The organism is Rhodococcus sp. Leaf278, from assembly GCF_001426085.1.
Lineage (GTDB): Bacteria > Actinomycetota > Actinomycetes > Mycobacteriales > Mycobacteriaceae > Rhodococcoides.
In genome coordinates, this window is record NZ_LMRR01000009.1 from 38,608 (window position 1) to 60,754 (window position 22,147).

Genomic DNA, 22,147 nt, shown 5'->3' on the forward strand with positions numbered 1-22,147 from the left:
TCTAGAGGTGCTTACTGTGGTCCGCATCACGACGACGGGAGGGAAGCTCGGATGTTCGATTCACGGCTCGGTTGCTCGACGATCTCGTTTCGGCACCTACCCCTGCGCAGCACACTCGACGTGATCGGCGAGCTCGGATTCGCGGAAATCGACCTGGGATCGCTACCGGGGGTGTGCGACCACGTACCCCTCGACCTGGACGATCGTGGCGTCAGCGAGGTTGTGGAGGTCGTGCAGCGCTCAGGCCTGGCCGTCCGGTCGATCAATTGCGATGTCGGCGATCTGAACGACCCTGCTACCGACCTCGAGGCGTCCGCGCATCTCGAACGACTGCTGGAGTTGGCCTCCCGGGTGGGGGCGCACGCGCTCGTGCTACCGAACGGTGCCCTCGGGCATGAGCCCATCGAGTCGCTCGACGCCGATCTCGATCGGGTCGCGGCCAACCTGAACTATGCGTCGACACGGGCCCATCGGCACGGCGTGAACGTCTGGACCGAGTCGCTGCATGTGTTCCGGCTCTGCTGCACCACCGACCGTGCAGCCGCGTTGGCCGAGCGCATCGATCCGGCGATCGGCATCGTCATGGACTTCAGCCATATCGTCGCGTCCGGAAGCGACCCGATTCACTTCGCGCGGTCGACGGGCACCCGAATCTCGCACGTCCATGTTCGCGATGCGACCCGCGGCGACGTCCGGCTCGATGGAGCCCACGCCGTCGACGACCCGGGCAACATCAACATCAGCGTGGGTCGCGGCGAGGTCGACTTCCGCGGCGGCATCGATGCGCTCCGATACGTGGGATTCAACGGCCATTTCGCGCTCGAACTCGAAACGAGAGACATCTCCGACGAACAACGTCCGGCGGCGACCACTGCCGCCGGTGACCTGATCACCGAACTGCTACTCGACACACACCAGGAGACATCATGACCACCACCACCCGCACCGCAGTGATCACCGGGGCTACCTCCGACAAGGGAATCGGCCGCGCCACCGCGGAGCGCTACGCCGAGGACGGTTGGGGCGTCGTCATTCTCGACCTCGACGGCGAGAAGTCCGAAAAGGTCGCCGCCGAGATCGCCGCGGCCTACAACGTCGCTGCGTTCGGGCACGCCATCGACGTATCGGACGAGGACTCCGTCCAGAAAGCTTATGCAGCAACGAAATCAGAGGTCGACGCAGGGAACTTGCCACCGGTCGGAGCCGTGGCGAACATCGCCGGCATCACGTCCCCGGTCCCGTTCCTCGAGACCACGGTCGAGCTGTGGAACAAGGTCTTTGCGGTCAACGCCACCGGAACCTACCTGGTCACCAAAGCATTCCTGCCGGACATGATCGAGCAGCGGTGGGGTCGCATCATCACCATGTCCTCGGTCTCGGCGCAACGCGGCGGCGGAGTGTTCGGCAAAGTCCCCTACTCCTCGGCCAAGGCCGCTCTGCTCGGCTTCACCAAATCCCTTGCCCGTGAGCTGGAAGATACGGGCGTGACGATCAACGCGGTCACCCCGGGAGCTGTGGACACCAACATCCGCGTCGGCAGCACCGACGAACAGGAAAAGGCCATCGCCCAGGGCATTCCGCTCGGACGCACCGCCACCACCAGAGAAGTCGCCTCCGTCATCACGTTCCTGTCGTCCGAAGACGCCGCGTACCTCACCGGCACCACGATCGACATCAACGGTGGAAGCCACATGCACTGAGAACCCCAGGACGGAACACCATGAAGTACAAGTCACTCGACGTGCAGCTGCCCGCGCCCATCGCCGGCGTGTGGGAATGGCAACTCCGAGCCCGGTGCAGAACGATGCCGATCTCGATGTTCTACCCGGACAGAGGATTGCGTGGCCCCACCCTCCGTCGCCTCGAGGCCGAGGCAAAGGCCATCTGTCGGCAATGTCCGGTAGTCGAGTCCTGCCTGGCCCACGCCGAGCGATGCGACGAGCCGTACGGAATCTGGGGCGGGCTGACCGAGCGCGAGAGAACTACGAGGGTCGACGCGCGATGATGCGTCGAGCATGCGCGAGAACGGGTGCGTCGACCATCTGACCGCGGAAGGTGAAGACGCCGCGGTTGTGGGCCACTGCGTCGAGCACTGCGGTGGCCCACTCGATCGCCTCGGGGGTCGGCGCGTAGGCCTCGCGAATGACGGGGATGTGGCTCGGGTGAATGGCCACTTTGCCATCGAAACCGACGGCCACGGCGTCATCGGCCTCGGCACGCACCCCGTCGAGATCGGGGATGTCGAGGAACACCGAATCGAGCGCGAACACTCCGCGCGCCTTCGCCGCCAGTAGCGTCTGCGATCGAACATGCTGTGCCACATCGCGGTACGAGCCGCCGGCGTGCCTACTCGAATTGCCGCCCATGGCGGCCACCAGGTCCTCGGCACCCCACATGGCCCCGACGGCGTTGTCGGCCGCGAGCGCGTCGAACACCGTCATCGCGCCGAGCGGGGACTCGATCAGCGCGACGACATTCAGCGGAGCCAGAGCCTCGATCTCAGCGGCAGATTCACACTTGGGCAGCATGACGGTCGTGTACTCGGTGCGCTGCAACGCCTCGAGGTCGGCGGCCTGATCGTCGGTACCGTGCGCATTGATGCGGACGATGGTGCGCGACGGGTCCAGAGCGGTGGACACCACGGACTCGCGAGCTCCGGCTTTGTCCGCGGCACCGACAGCGTCTTCGAGATCGAGGATGACCACATCGGCTCGCGCGGCGGCTTTTTCGTAACGCTCGGGCCGGTCTGCCGGGCAGAACAGCCATGCCGGACCGGGCGGGACCCAGCTCACGACGCGTCGTCCTCGGGTCGCATTCGGACCAGCGTCTTGCGGACGGCGACCGCGACAATGTCTCCGTGCTGATTCCGACCGGTATGGGTGAACGTCACGATGCCCTCACCGGGGCGAGACTTGGATTCTCGCTTGTCCGAGATCACGGTCTCCGCGTACAGCGTGTCGCCGTGGAACAGCGGTTTGGGAAAGGAGACCTCGGAGAAGCCCAGGTTCGCGACGATGGTGCCCTGGGTCAACTGCGTCACCGACAACCCGACGAGCGTGGACACGGTGAACATCGAGTTCACCAGGCGCTGGCCGAAAGGTGTTGTCTCGCTGTAGGCGGCGTCGAGGTGTAAGGCTTGGGTGTTCATCGTCTGCGTGGTGAACAGTGTGTTGTCGGCCTCGGTGATGGTCCGTCCCGGGCGGTGTTCGTAGACGGTGCCCAGCTCCATCTCCTCGAACCACAGACCGCGTTGCCGAATGCGCTTGTCGCTCACAGTCCCAGGCTCCGGGCGATGAGCATCAGCTGAACCTCGGTTGTACCCTCACCGATTTCGAGGATCTTGCTGTCGCGGTAGTGACGCGCGACGACGTACTCGTTCATGAAACCGTAGCCGCCGTGGATCTGCGTGGCATCGCGCGCGTTGTCCATTGCCGCTTCGGAGGCGACGAGCTTGGCGATCGAGGCTGCCTTCTTGAACGGCTTGCCCGCCAACATCAATGCCGCCGCGTCGTAGTAGGCCGTCCGCGCGGTGTGGGCGCGGGCTTCCATCCGCGCGATCTTGAACGAGATCGCTTGGTTCCGACCGATCGGAGTGCCGAAGGCCTCGCGCTCTTTGGCGTATTTGACGCTCTCGTCGACGCAGCCCTGCGCGGCACCGACAGACACCGCCGCGATCGCGATGCGGCCCTCGTCGAGAATGTGCAGGAAGTTCGCGTACCCGCGGCCCTCCTGCCCGAGCAGGTTCTCCTGGGGTACGCGGACGTCGGTGAAGCTGAGCGGGTGGGTGTCCGACGCGTTCCAGCCGACCTTGTTGTAGGCCGGCTCGGCAACAAAGCCGGGGGTGTCGGTGGGGACGAGGATCGAGGAAATCTGCTTACGGCCGGTTGCCTCGTCGACACCGGTGACCGCGGTCACGGTGACGAGTTCGGTGATGTCGGTGCCGGAGTTGGTGATGAACTGCTTGCTGCCGTTGATGATCCAGTCGCCGCCGTCGCGCTTGGCAGTGGTCTTGGTGCCGCCCGCGTCGCTACCGGCACCGGGCTCGGTCAGACCGAACGCGGCCAAGGCTTTGCCTGCGGTGAGCTTGGGTAACCACTGCTGCTTCTGTGCGTCGTTGCCGAATCGATAGACGGGCATGGCACCGAGGGAGACGCCGGCTTCGAGTGTCATCGCGACACTCTGGTCGACCTTGCCGAGCTCCTCGAGCGCCAGGCACAGAGCGAAGTAGTCGCCGCCCATACCGCCGTACTCCTCGGGGAACGGCAGACCGAACAGTCCCATCTCGGCCATTCCGGCGACGACTTCGTACGGAAACGAGTGCTCGGCATCGTGTTTCGCCGAGACCGGTGCGACGACCGTCCGGGTGAAGTCGGCAACGGACTTGACCAGTTGCTGGTACTCGTCGGGCAGATTCGCGGATGACAGGTGATCGGTCATGGCTGGTCCTGTTCTGTGTCGGTGGGAACGATGCGGGCGAGGATCTGGTCCACGCGGACCTGATCCCCCACTGCAACAGTGAGTTCGACGGTGCCGTCGATGGGTGTGGTCAGGGTGTGTTCCATCTTCATCGCCTCGACGACGACGATGGCCGAGCCTGCGGTGACGGCGCTGCCAGTGGTGGTTCCGATCGCGATGATCGAACCCGGCATCGGTGAGAGGATCTCGGCGTCACCGGAGTGCGCTTCGTTCTCGCGGACGCTGGGCTCGGCGATTCGATCGATTCGCCACGTGCCGCGAGAGCTGGAAACCCAAGTGGAGGAGTCACTTCGGGCGAACGTCATCGTCTCGCGTCGATCCTCGAGCACCAGATTCACGGAATCCTTCGTGGCGGTTGCTCGGAGAGCGCGCGGCACTGCGTCGTCGACGACGACCGTGGCCGCATCGAGGGTCCCGGTGATGGACACGTGAGCGGTGCGCCCTCCGGATGCAAGACGGCAGTGGAACGGTGCGTGGGTTCCCACCCGCCATCCCGACGGCGTACCCCAGATGTCCTGGCCGGCCGAGTGCCACACATCGAGCCAGGCGATGGCTGCTGCGGCGATCAGTGCCTCGTCGGTAACCTCGGCGGCTGCGAAATCTTCGACCCGGCGGTCGAGCAGTCCGGTGTCGAGATTGCCGGCGCGGACGTCGTCGTCGGCGAGTAGGAATCGCGCGAACTCGATGTTCGTGACGACTCCGAGTACGGCGGTGTCGGCCAGTGCGCGGTCCAGGCTACGCAGCGCGGTGCTGCGATCGGGGCCGTAGGCAATGACTTTGGAGAGCATGGGGTCGTAGTTGCTGCCGACCTCGGTGCCCACGGCGAGGCCGGAGTCGACGCGGATGCCCGGTCCGGTGGGTTCGCGTAGTCCGACGACGGTGCCGCCGGTGGGGAGGAATCCGCGGCCGGGATCCTCGGCGTACACGCGGGCCTCGATGGCGTGTCCGGTCAGCTGAATGTCGTTCTGGCTCAAAGTGAGCTCTTCACCGGAAGCTACCCGGACCTGCCATTCGACGAGGTCGAGTCCGGTGACCATCTCGGTGACCGGGTGCTCCACCTGCAGGCGGGTGTTCATCTCCATGAAGAAGAACTCGTCCGGGCTGTCGGCCGAGACGATGAATTCGACTGTGCCGGCACCGGAGTAGTCGACGCTGCGGGCGGTGTTGCATGCGGCCTCGCCGATGCGGGCCCGGGTTGCTTCGTCCAGCAAGGGCGACGGTGCTTCCTCGATGACCTTCTGATGGCGTCGCTGCAGACTGCATTCGCGTTCGCCGAGATGGATGACGTTGCCGTGTCCGTCGGCGAGGATCTGTACCTCGATGTGCCGGGGCCGCAACACGAATCGTTCGAGAAAGAGGGTGTCGTCACCGAACGAGGAGGCCGCTTCACGGCGAGCGCTGGTCAGTGCCGCGGGAAGGTCCTCGGCATGCTCGACCAGGCGCATTCCCTTTCCGCCGCCACCTGCGGACGGCTTGACCAGGACTGGGAAGCCGACGTCGGGTGCGCCGGCGATGAGGTCGTCGTCGGTCAGGCCCGGTCGGGAGATTCCGGGTACGACGGGGACGCCGAAGGCGCTGACGGCGGCCTTGGCGGCGATCTTGTCGCCCATCACTTCGATGGCCTTGGCCGGTGGTCCGAGGAATGCGATTCCCGCTGCAGCACAGGCGGTTGCGAACTCCGAGTTCTCGGACAGGAACCCGTAGCCGGGATGAATTCCCTGTGCGCCGGTGGCCTGCGCGGCCGCGATCACCTTGCCGATGTCGAGGTAGCTCTCGCGAGCGTTGGCGGGGCCGAGCCGCACGGCGGTGTCGGCTTCGTGGACGTGCCGGGTATCGGCGTCGGCATCACTGTAGACGGCGACGGTCCGAATTCCCATGCGGCGCAATGTGCGCGCGACTCGGACGGCGATCTCGCCGCGGTTGGCGATCAGAATGGTGTCCAACATCGTGGTCATCTCTCTCACATCCTGAAAACGCCGTAGGAGACCGGCTCGAGCGGTGCATTGGCGCACGCCGCGAGGGCCAGTCCGAGTACCTGCCTGGTATCGGCCGGGTCGATGATGCCGTCGTCCCACAGGCGGGCCGTCGAGTAGTACGGGTTGCCCTGGCTTTCGTACTGGTCACGAATCGGAGCTTTGAACGCCTCCTGGTCTTGCTCACCCCACGGTTTGCCTGCGGCGTCGAGTTGGTCGCTCCGCACCGTAGCGAGCACCGATGCGGCCTGTTCACCGCCCATCACCGAGATACGCGCGTTCGGCCACATGAACAGGAAGCGAGGCGAATACGCTCTGCCGCACATGGAGTAGTTGCCCGCACCGTACGAGCCGCCGATGACAACGGTGATCTTCGGGACGCGGGCGCAGGCCACTGCCGTCACCATCTTCGCGCCGTGCTTGGCGATGCCGCCTGCCTCGTAGTCTCGGCCGACCATGAAGCCGGTGATGTTCTGCAGGAAGACCAATGGGATGCTGCGCTTGTCGCACAGTTCGATGAAATGTGCGCCCTTCATGGCAGATTCGGCGAACAGGACGCCGTTGTTGGCGATGATTCCGACGGGGTGGCCGTGGAGGTGGGCGAATCCGGTGACGAGTGTCTTGCCGTATTCGGCTTTGAACTCGTCGAATTCGCCTGCGTCGACCACGCGAGTGATCACTTCACGCACGTCGTACGGGGTGCGCGGATCGGTGGGGACGACGTCGTAGATTTCGCTCTGATCGGCGATCGGTGCACGGGTGGTGACGACGTCCCACGGCCGCGTGGTGCGGGGCCCGAGGGTGGAGACGATGCGGCGCACTCGTCGCAATGCGTCTCGATCGTCGTCGGCGAGATGGTCGGTGACACCGGAGATCTTCGAGTGCAGATCACCGCCGCCGAGTTCTTCGGCCGTGACGACCTCGCCGGTCGCGGCCTTCACCAGTGGCGGGCCACCGAGGAAGATCGTGCCCTGGTTCTTGACGATGATCGCCTCGTCGCTCATCGCAGGTACGTAGGCACCGCCCGCGGTGCAGGAGCCCATGACGGCAGCGATCTGAGCAATTCCTTTGGCGCTCATGGTGGCCTGGTTGAAGAAGATGCGCCCGAAGTGGTCACGGTCGGGGAACACCTCGTCCTGACGCGGCAGGAATGCGCCGCCCGAGTCGACGAGGTAGATGCACGGCAGGGTGTTCTGCAGGGCGATCTCTTGAGCGCGGAGGTGCTTCTTCACCGTCATCGGGTAGTAGGTGCCGCCCTTGACGGTGGCGTCGTTGGCGATGATCACGCACTCGCGTCCGGAGACTCGGCCGATGCCGGCGATGACACCGGCGCCGGGGCATTCGTCGTCGTACAGACCGTTGGCGGCCAGCGGTGCGATTTCGAGGAAGGGGCTGCCGGGATCCAGGAGCTCGTCGACGCGATCGCGGGGGAGCAGTTTGCCGCGGGCGATGTGCCGCTCCCGTGACTTCTCGCTACCGCCGCGAGCGGCGACGGCGAGCCGTTCGGAGAGTTCGCTGGTGAGATGCTCGTGATCTGCGCGGTTGGCCGCGGTATCGATCGCCATGAGATGCACGCCTTAGGGGTCGGACGTCGGTGTCGAAGAAGTTCAGTTAATGGTTGATAACTGACATGATAGTAAACTACGATTAACTGAGTGTCCAGGGTCGAGGGGGTGTGAGAGTTGAAAGCAAAGCCGACGACCGTGCGCGAGCAACGTAAGGCCGAGCGTCGACAGCAATTGCTCGACGCCGCCGCATCGTTGTTCGCCGATCGTGGGTTCACCTCCGTGCGGCTGGAGGACTTGGGTGCGGCAGTCGGCATCAGTGGTCCCGCCGTCTACCGCCACTTCCCGAACAAGGAGGCGGTGCTCGTCGAGCTGATGGTCGGAATCTCGGAGTATCTGCTCGACGGCGGCCGCGAGGTGATCGGTTCGCGGAAGGTCGATGCAGACACGGTGTCGGCTCTGGTCGACTTCCACCTCGATTTCGCCTTCGAGACCCCGGCATTCATTCGCATTCAGGATCGCGACCTGCAGAGCCTCCCCGAGGGTGCGCGACGCAAGGTGCGCCGGATGCAGCGCGAATACGTGGAACTGTGGGTCGAGGTGCTGTGCGCCGTCGACTCGGAATTGAACGAGTCCGATGCGCGCACCACGGCGCATGCGGTCTTCGGCCTGATCAACTCGACGCCCTACAGCGCAGGGCGCACGCCGTCACGCAGCGCTCGGCCGGTGCTGCGGGCAATGGCACTGGGGGCGTTGAAAGCACTGACCTGAGCGCCCACAATTCGAGTCGAGGATCGCGATCCCGTCTGCGGACGCAAATAGTGGACACTCAGCGCACCTGCGCTCCATAGGAAGAGCAAACCGTCGTTATCGGAGACAATGATCGACATGACGACCCAACTATCGCGTGTCGAACTCGGCAGACGGCAGAGTCGATTCACTCTCGACGAGGTTCCTCGGCTGCTCGCGATGGCCGGCTTCATTGCCGCGTTGCATGTGATCGGGTGGGGGCTGTTCACCCACTACGACTCCATTCCGAGTATTCATGGCCTCACCGGAGCCGACGGCACCCTCGTCTACGCCGGAGCCGGCGTGCTGGCGTACACCCTCGGTCTGCGGCACGCGTTCGACGCGGATCACATCGCCGCCATCGACGACACCACCCGCTTCCTGTTGCAGAAGGGCAAGCGGCCGTTGGCCGTCGGGCTGTTCTTCTCTCTCGGTCACTCGACCGTCGTATTCGTGTTCGTTGCCGCGATTGCCTTCGTCGCGTCGCAGGCGACGGCGTTCCAAGATGCCTTCGCCGGGGTCGGCGGCATCATCGGCACGCTGGTGTCCGGAACGTTCCTGTATCTCATTGCCGCGCTGAACATCGCGGTACTCGCAGGCATCGTCGGGGTCTGGCGGCGGGCGAAGCGCGGTGAGTTCACCGAGGCCGGGCTCGACGAGTTGCTGGCCAAGCGCGGCCTGATGAATCGACTGTTCCGGGGCCGCTACGACAAGATGATCAACCACTCGTGGCAGATGTACCCGCTGGGACTTCTGTTCGGTCTCGGTTTCGATACCGCCACACAGGTCGGTCTGCTCGCCATCGCCGGCACGACCGCGATCGCCGGCGGACTCCCACCGATGGCGATCATCGCGTTGCCGGTCCTGTTCGCCGCGGGTATGACCACGATGGACACGATCGACGGCATCTTCATGTCGAAGGCATACGGCTGGGCGTTCGTCACCCCGGTCCGCAAGATCTACTACAACATGACGATGACGGGTCTGTCGGTCTTCGTGGCCCTGGTGATCGGGACGGTGCAGCTGCTGACGCTGCTCGCCGAGCAGTTCGAGCTGACCGGTGGACTGTGGGACGCAGTGGCCGTCATCGATCTGAACCTCGCCGGCCAGCTCGTCGTCGGCACGTTCTTCGTTGTCTGGATCGGTGCGGTCGTGTATTACAAGGTGGCGCGCATCGACGAACGCGGTGGCGCGCTCGGCCACTCGAATGCAACGGAGACCCAGTGATCGCTCGTCGTCGGATCGGTGCCCTTGCAGTAGTCGCAGCGCTGGCGTCGAGCATGGCTTCCGGCCTGCTGGCCGCCCCGGCCTCCGCGGCGCCGGTGATCACTCAGAACATCGGTGACGTTGTCTCCAGTCGTCCGCTGCCACAAGACTTCTGGATTCCCGGTTCGTCCTCGGCCGAAGTGCTCACCTATGTCACCACCGATACGTTCGGTGAGAAGGCACTCAGCACCGGCACGGTTTTTCTCCCGCAGGGCACGGCCCCCGATGGCGGTTGGCCGGTGATCTCGTGGGCCCACGGCACCTCCGGACTCGGTGACTCGTGCGCGCCGTCGGTCGCGGGGCCGGCGTTGGCCGAACGAGATCTGCCGTACCTCGGTAACTGGCTGGCGCAGGGATACGCCGTTGTGGCCAGCGACTACGCCGGCCTCGGAACGCCCGGTCTGCAGGCATATCTGGACGGCAGGACCACGGCACACAACGTGGTCGACATGGTGAAAGCCGGCCGCAACTACAGTGATCAACTCTCGCGCAAGTGGGTGACGGTAGGTCAATCGCAGGGCGGCGGCGCAGCGATCTACACCGCTCGGTATGCAACCGAATTCGGTGGACCGGATCTCGACTACAGGGGCGCTGTCGGCACCGGAACCCCCGCGTACATCGAGAAGCTCGTCTCGATCGGTGGACCGGGCATGCCGCCGATTGCACTGCCGGCCGGTCTGACCGCATACGTTGCGTACATCGGTGCTGCTCTTCGCTATTCGCATCCCGAGCTGGGCTTGGACGGCATCCTCACCCCCACCGGACAGAAGTACGCAGCTCTGGCCGAGACGGCGTGCGTAGCGGACCTCGAGGAACAACTCGACGGAGTGAAGATCGGCGACTTCTTCACCGCGCCGCTGACCAGCCTGCCGAATTTTACCGCAGTGCTCGACGACTACATGGCCATGCCCGAGTCAGGTTTCGACAAGCCGTTCTTCATGGGCCACGGTCTGCGCGACACCGATGTCCCGTTCCCGACCACCGCCGCGTACGTCGCCGCACTCACCGCGAACGGTCAGCCGTTGACGTTTCGGACGTACGACGCCGACCACAGCGGAGCGCTCGTTCAATCACAGGCCGACACGATTCCGTTCGTCGCAGCGCTCTTCCGTTAGGTCACCGGTCGCTTGCTGGGCAGTCCGTATGCCCGAGCCGTGAACTTCTCGAGCACGGTGCGTGGCAGCAATCGTTGGGCGAGGAACACGGCAGGCGCATTGCTGCCGACGGCGTAGATCGGCAGGGTCTTCTTGTCCTCGACCGCTCGAAGCACGGTCTTGGCGACCGTCTCGGCCGAAATGCCTTGTGCCTCTTTGGCGTCGAGCCGTGAGATGACCGTGGTGAAATCGCGCAGATACGGTGAATGCGGTCCGCAGTACTTGGTTCGGCGAGCGGAGAGTCCGGTGGCGATCGACCCGGGTTCGACTGTGGTGATATCGATTCCGTACGGCTCGAGCTCGTACCGCGCCGCGGTCGCGAACCCCTTGATCGCCGCTTTGGTCGCGGCATACGAGGAACGGTAGGCGAGGGGGAAGCTGGCGAGCATCGACCCGATGTTGATGATTCGTCCGCGACCACGCTCACGCATGGCCGGTACTACGGCCTGGGTCAGCTCGATCGCGCCGAAGACGTTGAGCTGGAACAGTCGGGTGATCGCCTCGATAGGGAGTTCTTCGATCGGTCCGCACTGGCTCTCGCCTGCGTTGTTGATCAGTACATCGACCTCCACGTCGCCGAGCCCATCGACGAAGGCCCGGATGGAAGCCGGATCCGTCAGGTCCAGATCGCGGTAGTCGACGCCTGGAATCGGGTCGACCACCGCAGAGCTGTTGCGGCTCGTCCCGATAACGCGAAAGCCGCGGGCGATGAGAGTTTCGGCGATGGCCTCGCCGATTCCCGACGTCGCTCCGGTGACAATTGCAGTTTTCATCTACGCCTCTTCGATGCAGTGCTTCTGGTCTTCGGTGCAGTGACCTGAGCCGTGGGTGTCGGTCGGTCGGCGCGTCGGAGCGTCGTGGTCGGAACTCGGGTGTGCAAGGCCGGTACCGACTTGCCCGCTGCCATGACGGTGCGGTCCGGACGAACGATCGCTGCAACAGCGCGACCGCGCTTCAGCCACAGGCCGAGATCGGACGAGGCCGCCACCTCCACCACTGCGGCACCACGCCGTTGGACCTCGCGTCGCTGCTCGACGGTCAGGGGTGTCGATGCGAGAAACAGGAACTGCCCAGGTGCCCGATCATCGAGTCGCATCCCATTGTCCAACAGGCTGTTCGGGCAGAGTTGTCCGGCGAGTGAGCGAGGCTGCATCGGCGATCGCAGGACGTACTGCGATCCGACGAGCGAGGGCGTGGTGCTCGCGGTGACCTTCTCGCCGATGATCGGAAGATGTCCGAGGACGGGCGCGATGTTGGCCCGCATGATGCCGGTGAGCTTGCTCCCGCCGGTCATGGCCCGCCCCATCGTCACGGCCAGCCTGATCATGGCCTTGGCGTGCGTCTTTCGTTCGATCTCGTAGCTGTCCAGCGCGGACTGGACCACGTGTCCGTCGAGTGCGCCGACCACCTTCCACACCAGGTTGCGGGCGTCGCGCAAGCCCGCTCCCATTCCCTGACCGATGAACGGCGGCGTCAGATGCGCGGCGTCGCCCAGGACGAAGACCCGGCGATCACGCCACTGATCGGCAATCTGTGCCTTGAAGGTGTACTCGGCGCTGCGAATCAGCTTCATCTCAGGGATCTCCGCCGCAACGAACCACGGTGCGATCAGTGGGTGAATGGCCGAGAGATCGGTGAACTCGTCGAGGGTTTCGCCATCGAGCATCTGGAACTCCCAGCGGTAGCGCGTGGTTCCGATGCGCATGTACGTCGCCGATCTCACGGAATCGCACACCTGGTGCACACCGTCCCACTGATCGAGGTCGACATCGGCCTCGATATCGACGACCAGCCAGCGCTGCTCGAAACCGAGATCCTCCATCTTCGAGCCGATGGACCTGCGCACCACACTGTTGGCACCGTCGCACCCGAGAACGTAGTCCGCGGTCACCCAATGCGGCGTTCCGTCCTCGGTGGACGTGTACGAGACCCGGACGCTGTCCCTCAGATTCTGCACATCGGTGATCTCGCAGCCGCCGCGCATCGCAATGCCGTCGTAGCGAGCGACATGAGAACGCATCAGACGTTCGAGTTCGGGTTGATCGAACATGTTCGCCTGCGGATAGCCGTGTGGTCGAGCATCCGGATCGCGCTCGAACTCGGCAAGGGTCCTGATGTCCTTGGTGCACAACCGCAATCCGCGTCCGGGACGGGATATGGCTGCAAAGTCCTCGCCCAGTCCCAGGTCGCCGAGAATGCGGTACACCTCGTCGTCGAGGTGGACCGCGCGCGGTTGGGGGTAGACGTCTTCCCACCTGTCCAGGACGAGGCAGGGGACGCCGTACTGCGCTAGCAGCAACGCGGCGGTCATTCCGGTCGGGCCTGCACCGACGATCACTACCCGATGGTGCGTGCCATCGGGCTCGTGTTCGCTCATCGGTAGGAGACCCGGGTGCGCTGAACCCCCAGATCCAGGGCTCCGTCGGGAGTCGAGCTCGTCAGTTCGAGCACGTCGCCGTCCTGCAGGAAGTCGGGATTCTTGGCCTGCTTCTTGAAGAAGACCTTCCACTTGAGCGCCGGCGGGATCAGCGATCCGATCATCTCGATCGGCTTGGCGGGAGCCTTGAGGGCGGTACCGCCGGGTGTGCCGGTGAGCAGCAGGTCGCCGGGATCGATCCGCTGGAACTTGCTCAGCGCCTTCAGTGATTCGACCGGCCGGAAGATCATGTCTGCGACCGTACTGTCCTGTCGGACAGTGCCGTTCACTCGGAGCGTCATGGCCAAATCGCCGAATCGATCGAACTCACCAGCTTCGAGCAGTACGAGACGGGGTCCGACCGGCGTGAAGGTGGGGTACGACTTACCCTCGTAGAACTGAGTTTTGGGCAGCTGGACATCGCGCGCGGAGACGTCGTTGGTGAGCACGAGTCCGGCAACGTACTCGGCCACGTTGGTGGCATCGATCTTGGTGCCGACGGTCAGCGTCTTGCCGAACACCAGCCCGATCTCGATCTCGTAGTCGAGCAGTTTCACGTGCGGCGGCTTGACGACGTCGTCGGTAGGGCCGCTGATCGAACCCGAGGTCTTCCGGAAGAACGTCAGCGGCACCGTCTCGGGGTTCATGCCCGAATCCTTGACGTGGGAGACGAAATTGGTCATGTTCGCCATCACGCGGCACGGTGCGGTGACCGGGGAAACGAGCGAGAGTGTCTCCACCGCAACGACATCGGTACCGGTGCGCGCTGCGTCCACGGCCGCGCGATCGGCGAGAAGCTCGGCGGTGGTGGTTGCCGTCGTGTCGATGCGGGACGCTCCGGCCGGGGTCTCGACCCACCAGGCGTCGGCGGTGCGTAGTACAGCGATGCTCATGAGGAAGCCACTTTCATCAGGCCGCGAAGGCGTTCGGTGTCGAATTCGTTGTCGTTGCGGAGCGAGGAGAGGATCGATTTGAGCTCGTGCAGAGACGATTTGCTCGGCGCGATTCCGAGAAAGTCCTTGGACGCGGGCGGCCCCCACTGGGCCAGGCCCGACGCCGTCATCGGTGCCCAGCCGGGTTCGAGTGAACTGTCGAACATGTCGCCGTCGCTGAAATGTTCCACTAGGAAGCCGTCGGGATCGCGCCAGTAGTCGAAGATCTGGCTGCCCTGAATATGCCTGCCGATACCCCAGGAATGCTTGTACCCATGCGCGGTGAGGAATTCGCCACCGGCGGCGATGGCGTCGATGTCGGTCACCTGATACGCCGAGTGCACGTACCGATCTGACGGGCCGAGAGTCATGGCGAGCGTGTGATGATCGGACGGGATGCTGCCGCGGTCGCATCGGATGAAGCTCATCACCGGTCCTCGGTCGCGTTGGCCGTCGTAGTAGAGGAAATCGCTGACGATCAGTCCCAGATGATGCAGATACCAGTTGAGGTTCTCCAGGTAGTCGACGCGCTGCAGCACTACGTGCCCGAGTCGTTGCACTCGTGCCGGCTGATGCGGTGGACGCTGTGTGGCGTTCACTCGGTTGCGGGGATCGCCGAAGTTGTAGGTGTGTGTGTCCTGGCCCGGAAGCTCCGGGTGCTCGGTGTATCCCGAGACGACCTGAACGGGCTGGCCGCCCGGATCGGTCAGAGTGACGGCGATACCGCCGAGGGTGTCGGGCAGTCGGTGGACGCGCTGCCCGGTGGCCTCGGCGAGTCGGACGACGTCTGCATCCTCGGCGGCGGCGAACGCTGCACCGACGAAACGTGTTCGCTTTCCGCGTCGGATGATCACGCACGGTGAGCCGACGTGAGTACCGCGAAGGTGAATCTCCTCGGACGTGCGCAGTGCGACGGTGAATCCGAACGCCACGGCGAACGCCTCGGCCTTGGCCAGATCGGGTTTGCGGAACTCGAGCCAGGCGATGTCGCGCACCTTGATGATCGGGTCGGTGGCTTTCCCCGGGTGTTCGCCTGGTAGCGCGCCCTGATCCACATGCATGTTCTTGTGGCCGTCGACGTCGTGTCCCATCAGCCCTCCCTTGTTGTTGACACTATCGTCACCTATGACTACTAAGTCAGTCAAGGGTATTGACAAATTCGTCAGCGGTGAGGAAGGGTCAGTGAATAGACCGGCGTAGACAGAGGTGTGGAACATGGTGGAGACGCAGAATCGCCTCGAGCGACGGAAGGCTCGCACCCGTGGCGCACTGATTGCGGCCGCGCAAGGCTTCATCGCTCGGGGCGAGCTGAATGCTCCGATCGCGGAGATCACTCAGGCAGCCGACGTGGGGATGGGTTCTTTCTACAACCACTTCGTCAGCCGCGAGCAGTTGTTCCAGTCGGCGGTCGACGGTGCCTTGGAACAGCTGGGGCGATACCTGGACTCGTTGACCGACGAAGACGCGGATCCTGCCGAAGCGTTCACTCGGTCGTTCCGCATTTCCGGAAGAATTTTTCGTTTGCAACCGGAACTGAGCCAGGTGCTCATCCACTCCGGTCCCGAGTTGATCACGTCGCAGCACGGCCTGGGTCCACGTGCGGCGAGAGATATCGTGGCCGGAATCGGTGCAGGTTATTTCCGTGTCGAGGACATCCAGCTGGCCCTGGCGTTGGTGGCGGGGGCTTTGCTCGGTTTGGGCCAGCTTCTGCTCGAGCAACCCGATCGTGACGACGCCGAGGCCGTGGACCGGATGGCGTACACAGTGCTGCTCGCACTGGGAGTGTCCGACGGCGACGCCCAGGACCTGTGTGCGCTGCCGCTGCCGCCGATGAGTGACGTTCCCAGCGTGGGTAACGAGACCGAGTAGCTCACGATCGCACGAATGTCACAGTGCACGAACCTCTTCCAGATCGCGAATGATCCGAGCGATCGCGCGGTCGTGGACGAGTCGACGTTCCACGATCGGGTTCAATACCCCGCGGAACCAGAAGTACGGCATCCACACAGCAGGGGCGATGACTCGTGCCCGGCGGGTGCGGACCGCGCGTACGAGCAACTCCGCGGCGCGCCGAGATGGCAGACGTCGGCTCAGTGGCCACGGAAGCAATCCGCCGATTCGCTGACCGATCGGGTCGTCGTCGAGGGTGTGACGCGCCAGGTCGGTGTCCACCACTCCGAAGTACGCAAGACCGGCCGATGCGCCGACGGCTGCGAGTTCGATACGCAGAGCACGTCCCAGCTGTTCCACCGCCGCCTTGCTCACCATATATGCAGACCCGCCCATGCCGGGAGTGAATGCAGCACAGGACGATACGAGCAGAATATGGCCACCGCTCGCGACGATCTCGTCGGCTGCAGCCCGCACGATGTTGAGCACGCCGCCGAAGTTCACTGCCATCACCGAGTCGAAGACGGCGCGGTCGATCGACCGAATCGTGCCGGGCGGCGGGGTGATACCGGCATTGGCGATCACGATGTCGAGACCGCCGAAGGCTCGCACAGCGGCTTGTACGCACTCCGCCATGGCGTCGGGGTCGGTGACGTCCCCGGTCAGCATCAACACTCGTGCCGACTCTCCTGCTTCGGTCGGAAAGTCTCGATCCACCACGGCCACGGACGCCCCCGCGGTCACCAGCGCCGCTACGGTTGCAGCTCCGATGCCGCGTGCGCCACCCGTGACCAATGCGACCTTGCCGGTGAGGTCCCTGCGGTTGTTCATACGAGCTCCTTCGTGGAGTCTACCGTCGCACTGCGGCAGTGATAATGGTCGAGCTCGATGGTGGCCATGCGACGAGTGAAATTGCGGACCGAGCCCGGCCAGTAGGTCACGTTGCGGCCCGACGGGCTCAGGTAGTAGCTGCTGCACCCGCCCGAGTTCCACACCGAACCGGCCAAGCGTTCGTCCGTGTAGTCCGCGAATTGGGTTTGTGCAGTGCGAGTGACTTCGATTGCAGCCAGGGACTTGTCGTCCATCGCGCGCAGCGCAGCGAGCACGTAGTTCACCTGTGCTTCGATGGTGACGACCTGCGAGGTGTACACCACTGAATTGGGGCCGAGCACCATGAAGAAGTTCGGAAAGCCGTGCACCGTGGTCCCTCGATACGACGACATCTCGCCGCCCGGCCACGTGTCCGCCAGCGAGATTCCGCCTCGCCCGACGATGCGTCGAAAGCCCGAGTGGCCGGCGACGGTGAATCCGGTTCCGAGCACGATGGCATCCACCTCGTGCACCGTGCCGTCGGTCGTGACGATTCCCTCGGGCACGATCGCTTGGATGCCGCTGGTCTCGACCGTGACGTTCTTTCGGCACAGAGCCGGGTAGAACTTGTTGGAGAACGTGGGCCGTTTACAGCCGAATGCATAGGAAGGCGTGAGCTTCTCTCGAAGAACCGGATCCTTCACCTGACGGCGCAGGTGCGCGCGCCCGAGTGCGGTCAGTGGGGCCAACAGAGAACGATGCCGAATCAATCCCGGTACCAACGCTTCCTGGAACAGATCGAACATGCGACGCAGGGCGCGCTGAGCCGGTGGGAAGTTCTCGAACAGGGATCTGCCGGATTCGGAGATGGGCCGGTCGGGGTGCGGAAGAATCCACGTCGGTGTCCGCTGAAACAGCGTGAGGTGCCCGGCCTCGGGGGCCAGCCGCGGGACGAACTGCACCGCCGATGCACCGGTGCCGATGACGGCGAGGCGTCGCCCCTGCACCGAAAAATCGTGGTCCCAGTTCGCGGAATGAAACACTGTGCCCGAGAAAGAATCCAGTCCTGTGATAGTGGGAGTCGCCGGTTCACTGAACGGGCCGAGAGCTCCGATCAGGATCCGAGAAGTCCATGTCCCGCCGCTCGTGCGTATCACCCACTGCGCTCGCTCGTTCTCCCACGTTGCGTCGAGCACGTCGTGATCGAACCGGATTCGATCACGGATTCCGAACCGGTCGGTGCAGTCGTCGAGGTACTGCTCTATCTCGGGCTGCAGCGGGTACAGCCGTGTCCAGTTCGGATTGGGCGCGAACGAGAACGAATACAGCGCCGACGGAATGTCGCATTGGGCCCCGGGATAGGTGTTCACGTGCCACGTTCCGCCGACGGCGTCGTCGCGCTCGAAGACCAGGAAGTCGCTGCGGCCTTCCTGCTCGAGCCTGATCGCGGCGCCGAGGCCGCCGAAGCCGGCACCGATGATGGCGACGTCGATATGCCGCGCTCCAGAGTCGTTGTCGGTCATGATGTGTGGCTCCTTCTACAGATCGAGAACGACGACGTCGCAGTCGACCGCGCCGCGTGAGACGCACAGGGTGAGTGAGCTTTCGCGCTCCGTGCCGCTCAGCACGCGATCGCGATGGTCGACGCGTCCGCCGGTGAGGCCGACGACGCAGGCACCGCAGAAGCCTTGGCGGCACGAGAACGGCTGATCCGGGCGGACTCGTCGGAGAGCGTCGAGGGCGGTCTCTTGTGCGCCGACCTCGACGGTGTCGCCGGAACGTGCGAGCTTCAGCATGAACGGACGACCGTCGACCACGGGGGCTGGCGCGAACAGCTCGGTGTGGAACTCCCGAACCGCGGTGCCGCGGACGGCCTCTTCTCGCAGCCGGCGCGAGAGTGCCGCGGGTCCGCAGACGTACAGGGCCGAGGATCGCGTTCCGAGATCGACGATGTCCGCAGGAATCGGAAGTCCCTCGACGTCATCAGTTTTCACGATCACGTGGCCATGCGAGACGAGGGCCATCTGCTGCAGTTCGGCGACGAACGGCAGACTGGCACGCGATCGTCCGTGGTAGTAGAGCGTCCACCGTCTGCCTTCGGCGACTGCGCGTTCGATCATGGACCGGATGGGGGTGATGCCGATGCCGGCGGCCACGAAGAGGTAGTGCTCGGCGGTGGCCATCGGAAAAGCGTTGCGAGGTCCACGGACTCGCAGAACATCTCCGCGGGAGAGGGTGTGGATCTCTTCGGAGGCCGTGCCGCCGGGTACCTTGCGGACGCTGATGCGGTAGCGGTCACCTGCGCCGGAACGCCCGGTGAGCGAGTACTGCCGCATCGAACCGGAGGGGGTGGTGACGTCGATGTGTGCACCGGGGAGCCACGTCGGCAATGCAGCTCCGTCGCTGCGGCGGAGCAACAGTGAGCGCACGTCCTCGGCCTCGTCGACGATGTCGTCGATGGTGGTCTCGAATTCGTAGCCGATGCATCGGCGTGGTCGTGCCGGGGACAGAGCGGTCACGAGGGACGAGTCGGTCACCAATCTGGCGTACATCCGTGAGGCGGCAGCGATCGCTCGCAGACCGCGACCGGGTTCGCTCACCGTGATCTCACCCAGATGGCTGTGAATCGGAGACGCTGCGCTCGTCGATGCTGTGGTTGTCACCGCTGAGCTGCCAGGGCCGCGGGAGATACTGCCAGGTATCGCACGGCCTTGTCGATGTCGCCCATCGTCGACGGGTGGAAACCGGGCCGGATGTAGAGGGCGAGTTGTACGAACAGGAAAGACAGGCCCGGGATGAGGTGCTTGCGTGACGCTCTCGCGAATGCGAGAGGCCAGGGGGTGCGAAGCCGACGCTTCCCGGTACGGGGGGTGGCCACCGAATTCTTGTACAGGTAGGCGGCGGTGCTGAACCACAACACGGCCAATCCGGCGCTGGCTATCACTGCGGTGCGGGCGCGGCGAAATCCACCACCGTCGACGTACTGGAATGCGTCGAAGGCAACGTTGCGGTGTTCGAGTTCCTCGGCTCCGTGCCAGCGAAGCAGGTCCAGCATCGTCGGATCGACACCGACGCGGTCGAATTCGGTGTTGTCCAAAAGCCATTCGCCCACTACTGCGGTGAAATGTTCGGCAGCGGCGTAGATGCCGAGGCGCTCGTTCAGCCAGGCCTTGCCCGCGCGCCCGGTGAGGCCGTGATCGCCGAACATCACGCCCACCGCGAATCGAATGCGCTGCAGGATCGGCTCGATGTCGACGCCGTGCGCCACGAGGTATGTACGAAAGCTCTCGTGCGACGACGCGTGGGTGGCTTCCTGTCCGACGAAACCGACGACCTCCTCGTGCAGCCTGCGGTCGTCGATGTAGGGGAGCGCGAGGGCGAACACGTCGGCCATCGCCCGTTCGCCCTCTGGGAGCACCAGGTGCATGACGTTCCAGAAGTGCGTGGCATACCACTCGTCCGGAATGTACTGCAGCGGAACGCCGGTCCAGTCGAACGTCACCGCGCGGGCCACGATCGCGTAGGACTCGCCCAGGTGGCGCGCATTCGGGTCGATCGCTCTGTCACGAGACATTCGAGCTCCATTCGTCGAGATGCTGATGCGCTGATGTTACATAGCAACAGACACTGTTGCAATGTTGCATTTGACCATCGGGGATGCCGTTAGGATCGGACGATGCATCCAGACGGTGACGACGGGCCGATCCTCGATGCCGCGTTGGAGTTGTTCGGCGAGGTCGGCATTCCCAGAACGACCATCGGTGACGTGGCCAAGCGAGCCAAGATCAACCGGGTAACCGTCTATCGCCGCATCGGCTCCAAGGACGAGTTGGTGCGTGCGGTCACGGCCCGTGAGTCGACGCGACTGTTCGTCGCGGTGGCGGAAGCGGCTGCCGAGCAGACGTCACAGGCGGATCGAGCCGCGCACGGCTTCGCGACGACGATCGATTCGGTTCGAACCAACCCTGTTCTGCTCAAGATGTTCGATTCCGAGAGTGCATTGGTGCTCGAACAATTGACGACCAATGCGTCGATGCTGCTCGCGTCCGCGATAGACGCGGCCACTCAGATCGCGCGTGGAGAGGTGGATTCGGACCGGTTCGAGATACCCGATGCTCCGGAAATCGTGGTCCGCGTAGTGCATTCGATTCTCTTGACGCCTGCGGCCGGCGCTGCACTCGAGACGTACGACGAGTTGCTCGCCTTCGCGCACCGCAGCATCGTGCCGTTGCTGGTCAGCGACGACCACCGGGACGACTAGTCAGGCGAGCGTCCGAGTCGACCGACTGTTTGCGTTCGACAGCCGCACGATCGGCCCATCGAGTCAGGGTGTCCGCTCGTACGAGTCGAGAACCCGAAACAGTGCGTCGCGCAATGCAGTTCGATTACCACCCGGTGTGGGCCTGGCGATCTCGTGCAGGGTGTAGCCGTCGATCAAGGCCAGGAAATGCCGTGCCGGTAGATGTGGTTCCGGGATGCCGAATGCCCCGAGTGCGGCCTCGGCCGCCTCCTCGATCATCCGCATGATTCGGTGTACCGAGTCCGCCAGCTCGGGCCGTCTGCGCACGGCAAGGTACGCCTCGAACTGGACGAGGGAGTCGTCGTCCTCGGGGGAGGACAGCAGCGAGACCAGGTCCATGATCGCGTCGGCGAGATCGTCGCGGGTGAGCCCACCGGCGTGAGCAACGTCGAGTAGAGCGGTGACCTTTGCCGTCACGTTCTCGGCGATGCGAGTGATCGCTGCGTCGATGAGTTCACCGACCGAGCCGAAGAAATAGCTGGTGGTCGACGGCGGGAAGCCGGCAGCGTCGGCCACGGACCGAAACGAGACGCGTTCGAGTCCGCGTGTTCCGATCACGCCGATGGCGGCGTCGACCAGGGCGTCGCGGCGCTCCTGGCCACGCGCGTATCGAGTCCTACGGCGCTCGTCGGTCAT

The 22,147-nt window shown here is 64.4% G+C and carries 22 protein-coding genes; 8 read left to right on the plus strand and 14 right to left on the minus strand.

Translation table 11 applies throughout. The features are described 5' to 3' along the window. The first annotated feature begins 51 nt into the window (after positions 1-51). The 3 genes from ASG84_RS10395 to ASG84_RS10405 are packed head-to-tail and all read left to right on the plus strand — an operon-like array spanning position 52 to position 2,005. On the plus strand, positions 52-930 hold the full coding sequence (locus ASG84_RS10395) for a sugar phosphate isomerase/epimerase family protein (RefSeq protein WP_057476958.1): 879 nt from the start codon (positions 52-54) through the stop codon (positions 928-930). After that, on the plus strand, positions 927-1,700 hold the full coding sequence (locus ASG84_RS10400) for an SDR family NAD(P)-dependent oxidoreductase (protein ID WP_057476959.1): 774 nt from the start codon (positions 927-929) through the stop codon (positions 1,698-1,700). The genes ASG84_RS10395 and ASG84_RS10400 overlap by 4 nt, the downstream gene beginning before the upstream one ends. 20 nt (positions 1,701-1,720) lie before the next feature. After that, positions 1,721-2,005, plus strand: a complete 285-nt coding sequence (locus tag ASG84_RS10405) for a WhiB family transcriptional regulator (protein ID WP_057476960.1) — start codon at positions 1,721-1,723, stop codon at positions 2,003-2,005. Here the strand turns inward: ASG84_RS10405 and ASG84_RS10410 are convergent. The 5 genes from ASG84_RS10410 to ASG84_RS10430 are packed head-to-tail and all read right to left on the minus strand — an operon-like array spanning position 1,983 to position 8,014. Further along, positions 1,983-2,792, minus strand: a complete 810-nt coding sequence (locus tag ASG84_RS10410; RefSeq protein ID WP_057476961.1) for an HpcH/HpaI aldolase/citrate lyase family protein — start codon at positions 2,790-2,792, stop codon at positions 1,983-1,985. The two genes, ASG84_RS10405 and ASG84_RS10410, sit on opposite strands and share 23 nt — an antisense overlap. Beyond that, entirely contained in the window at positions 2,789-3,274 is a 486-nt protein-coding gene (locus ASG84_RS10415; RefSeq protein WP_327213068.1) for a MaoC family dehydratase, read from the minus strand. The genes ASG84_RS10410 and ASG84_RS10415 overlap by 4 nt, the downstream gene beginning before the upstream one ends. Continuing rightward, positions 3,271-4,437: an acyl-CoA dehydrogenase family protein gene (locus tag ASG84_RS10420; RefSeq protein ID WP_057476962.1), complete on the minus strand. Its 1,167-nt coding sequence runs from the start codon at positions 4,435-4,437 to the stop codon at positions 3,271-3,273. The genes ASG84_RS10415 and ASG84_RS10420 overlap by 4 nt, the downstream gene beginning before the upstream one ends. After that, on the minus strand, positions 4,434-6,431 hold the full coding sequence (locus ASG84_RS10425; RefSeq protein ID WP_057477096.1) for an acetyl/propionyl/methylcrotonyl-CoA carboxylase subunit alpha: 1,998 nt from the start codon (positions 6,429-6,431) through the stop codon (positions 4,434-4,436). The genes ASG84_RS10420 and ASG84_RS10425 overlap by 4 nt, the downstream gene beginning before the upstream one ends. A gap of 5 nt (positions 6,432-6,436) precedes the next feature. Next, complete coding sequence (locus ASG84_RS10430; RefSeq protein ID WP_057476963.1) at positions 6,437-8,014, minus strand: carboxyl transferase domain-containing protein; 1,578 nt, start codon at positions 8,012-8,014, stop codon at positions 6,437-6,439. Positions 8,015-8,131: 117 nt separating this feature from the next. Here ASG84_RS10430 and ASG84_RS10435 point away from each other — a divergent pair, with 117 nt between their 5' ends. The 3 genes from ASG84_RS10435 to ASG84_RS10445 all read left to right on the plus strand — a co-directional run bounded on the left by ASG84_RS10435 (position 8,132) and on the right by ASG84_RS10445 (position 11,124). Continuing rightward, positions 8,132-8,725, plus strand: a complete 594-nt coding sequence (locus ASG84_RS10435; protein ID WP_057476964.1) for an SACE_7040 family transcriptional regulator — start codon at positions 8,132-8,134, stop codon at positions 8,723-8,725. Between the two features lie 117 nt (positions 8,726-8,842). Beyond that, entirely contained in the window at positions 8,843-9,970 is a 1,128-nt protein-coding gene (locus ASG84_RS10440) for a HoxN/HupN/NixA family nickel/cobalt transporter (RefSeq protein ID WP_082520924.1), read from the plus strand. Between the two features lie 53 nt (positions 9,971-10,023). Beyond that, entirely contained in the window at positions 10,024-11,124 is a 1,101-nt protein-coding gene (locus ASG84_RS10445) for an alpha/beta hydrolase family protein (protein WP_156399470.1), read from the plus strand. Here ASG84_RS10445 and ASG84_RS10450 read toward each other — a convergent pair. From ASG84_RS10450 to ASG84_RS10465, 4 genes are read right to left on the minus strand one after another with little or no spacing between them, the layout of a single operon-like run. Continuing rightward, positions 11,121-11,936: an SDR family oxidoreductase gene (locus tag ASG84_RS10450; RefSeq protein WP_057476966.1), complete on the minus strand. Its 816-nt coding sequence runs from the start codon at positions 11,934-11,936 to the stop codon at positions 11,121-11,123. The genes ASG84_RS10445 and ASG84_RS10450 overlap by 4 nt on opposite strands. Then, positions 11,933-13,540 carry a bifunctional 3-(3-hydroxy-phenyl)propionate/3-hydroxycinnamic acid hydroxylase MhpA gene (gene mhpA / locus ASG84_RS10455; RefSeq protein WP_057476967.1) on the minus strand — a complete coding sequence of 536 codons (1,608 nt, stop codon included), beginning with the start codon at positions 13,538-13,540 and terminating at the stop codon, positions 11,933-11,935. Before mhpA ends, ASG84_RS10450 begins: the two co-directional genes overlap by 4 nt. Beyond that, positions 13,537-14,472: a fumarylacetoacetate hydrolase family protein gene (locus tag ASG84_RS10460; protein ID WP_057476968.1), complete on the minus strand. Its 936-nt coding sequence runs from the start codon at positions 14,470-14,472 to the stop codon at positions 13,537-13,539. Before ASG84_RS10460 ends, mhpA begins: the two co-directional genes overlap by 4 nt. Beyond that, a complete protein-coding gene (locus ASG84_RS10465; RefSeq protein WP_057476969.1) occupies positions 14,469-15,602 on the minus strand; it encodes a VOC family protein in 1,134 nt (377 codons plus the stop codon). Before ASG84_RS10465 ends, ASG84_RS10460 begins: the two co-directional genes overlap by 4 nt. Positions 15,603-15,726: 124 nt before the next feature. Between ASG84_RS10465 and ASG84_RS10470 the strand changes: the two genes are divergently transcribed. Further along, positions 15,727-16,380, plus strand: coding sequence for a TetR/AcrR family transcriptional regulator (locus ASG84_RS10470; protein ID WP_057476970.1), 654 nt, complete (start codon positions 15,727-15,729; stop codon positions 16,378-16,380). Positions 16,381-16,398: 18 nt separating this feature from the next. Here the strand turns inward: ASG84_RS10470 and ASG84_RS10475 are convergent, their stop codons facing one another. The 4 genes from ASG84_RS10475 to ASG84_RS10490 are packed head-to-tail and all read right to left on the minus strand — an operon-like array spanning position 16,399 to position 20,785. Continuing rightward, the gene (locus ASG84_RS10475) at positions 16,399-17,232 is read right to left on the minus strand and encodes an SDR family NAD(P)-dependent oxidoreductase (protein WP_057476971.1); all 834 of its coding nucleotides are present in this window, start codon (positions 17,230-17,232) and stop codon (positions 16,399-16,401) included. Further along, positions 17,229-18,734 (minus strand): flavin-containing monooxygenase, encoded by a 1,506-nt coding sequence (locus ASG84_RS10480; protein ID WP_057476972.1) that lies wholly within the window; start codon positions 18,732-18,734, stop codon positions 17,229-17,231. The genes ASG84_RS10475 and ASG84_RS10480 overlap by 4 nt, the downstream gene beginning before the upstream one ends. A gap of 15 nt (positions 18,735-18,749) precedes the next feature. Beyond that, entirely contained in the window at positions 18,750-19,811 is a 1,062-nt protein-coding gene (locus ASG84_RS10485; protein ID WP_057476973.1) for a PDR/VanB family oxidoreductase, read from the minus strand. Positions 19,812-19,870: 59 nt separating this feature from the next. Further along, on the minus strand, positions 19,871-20,785 hold the full coding sequence (locus ASG84_RS10490) for a metal-dependent hydrolase (protein WP_057476974.1): 915 nt from the start codon (positions 20,783-20,785) through the stop codon (positions 19,871-19,873). A gap of 102 nt (positions 20,786-20,887) precedes the next feature. Here ASG84_RS10490 and ASG84_RS10495 point away from each other — a divergent pair, with 102 nt between their 5' ends. Further along, on the plus strand, positions 20,888-21,472 hold the full coding sequence (locus ASG84_RS10495) for a TetR/AcrR family transcriptional regulator (RefSeq protein WP_057476975.1): 585 nt from the start codon (positions 20,888-20,890) through the stop codon (positions 21,470-21,472). A 63-nt stretch (positions 21,473-21,535) separates the two neighbouring features. On the opposite strand, the gene ASG84_RS10500 is transcribed toward ASG84_RS10495, so the two are convergent. Further along, entirely contained in the window at positions 21,536-22,147 is a 612-nt protein-coding gene (locus ASG84_RS10500) for a TetR/AcrR family transcriptional regulator (protein ID WP_057476976.1), read from the minus strand.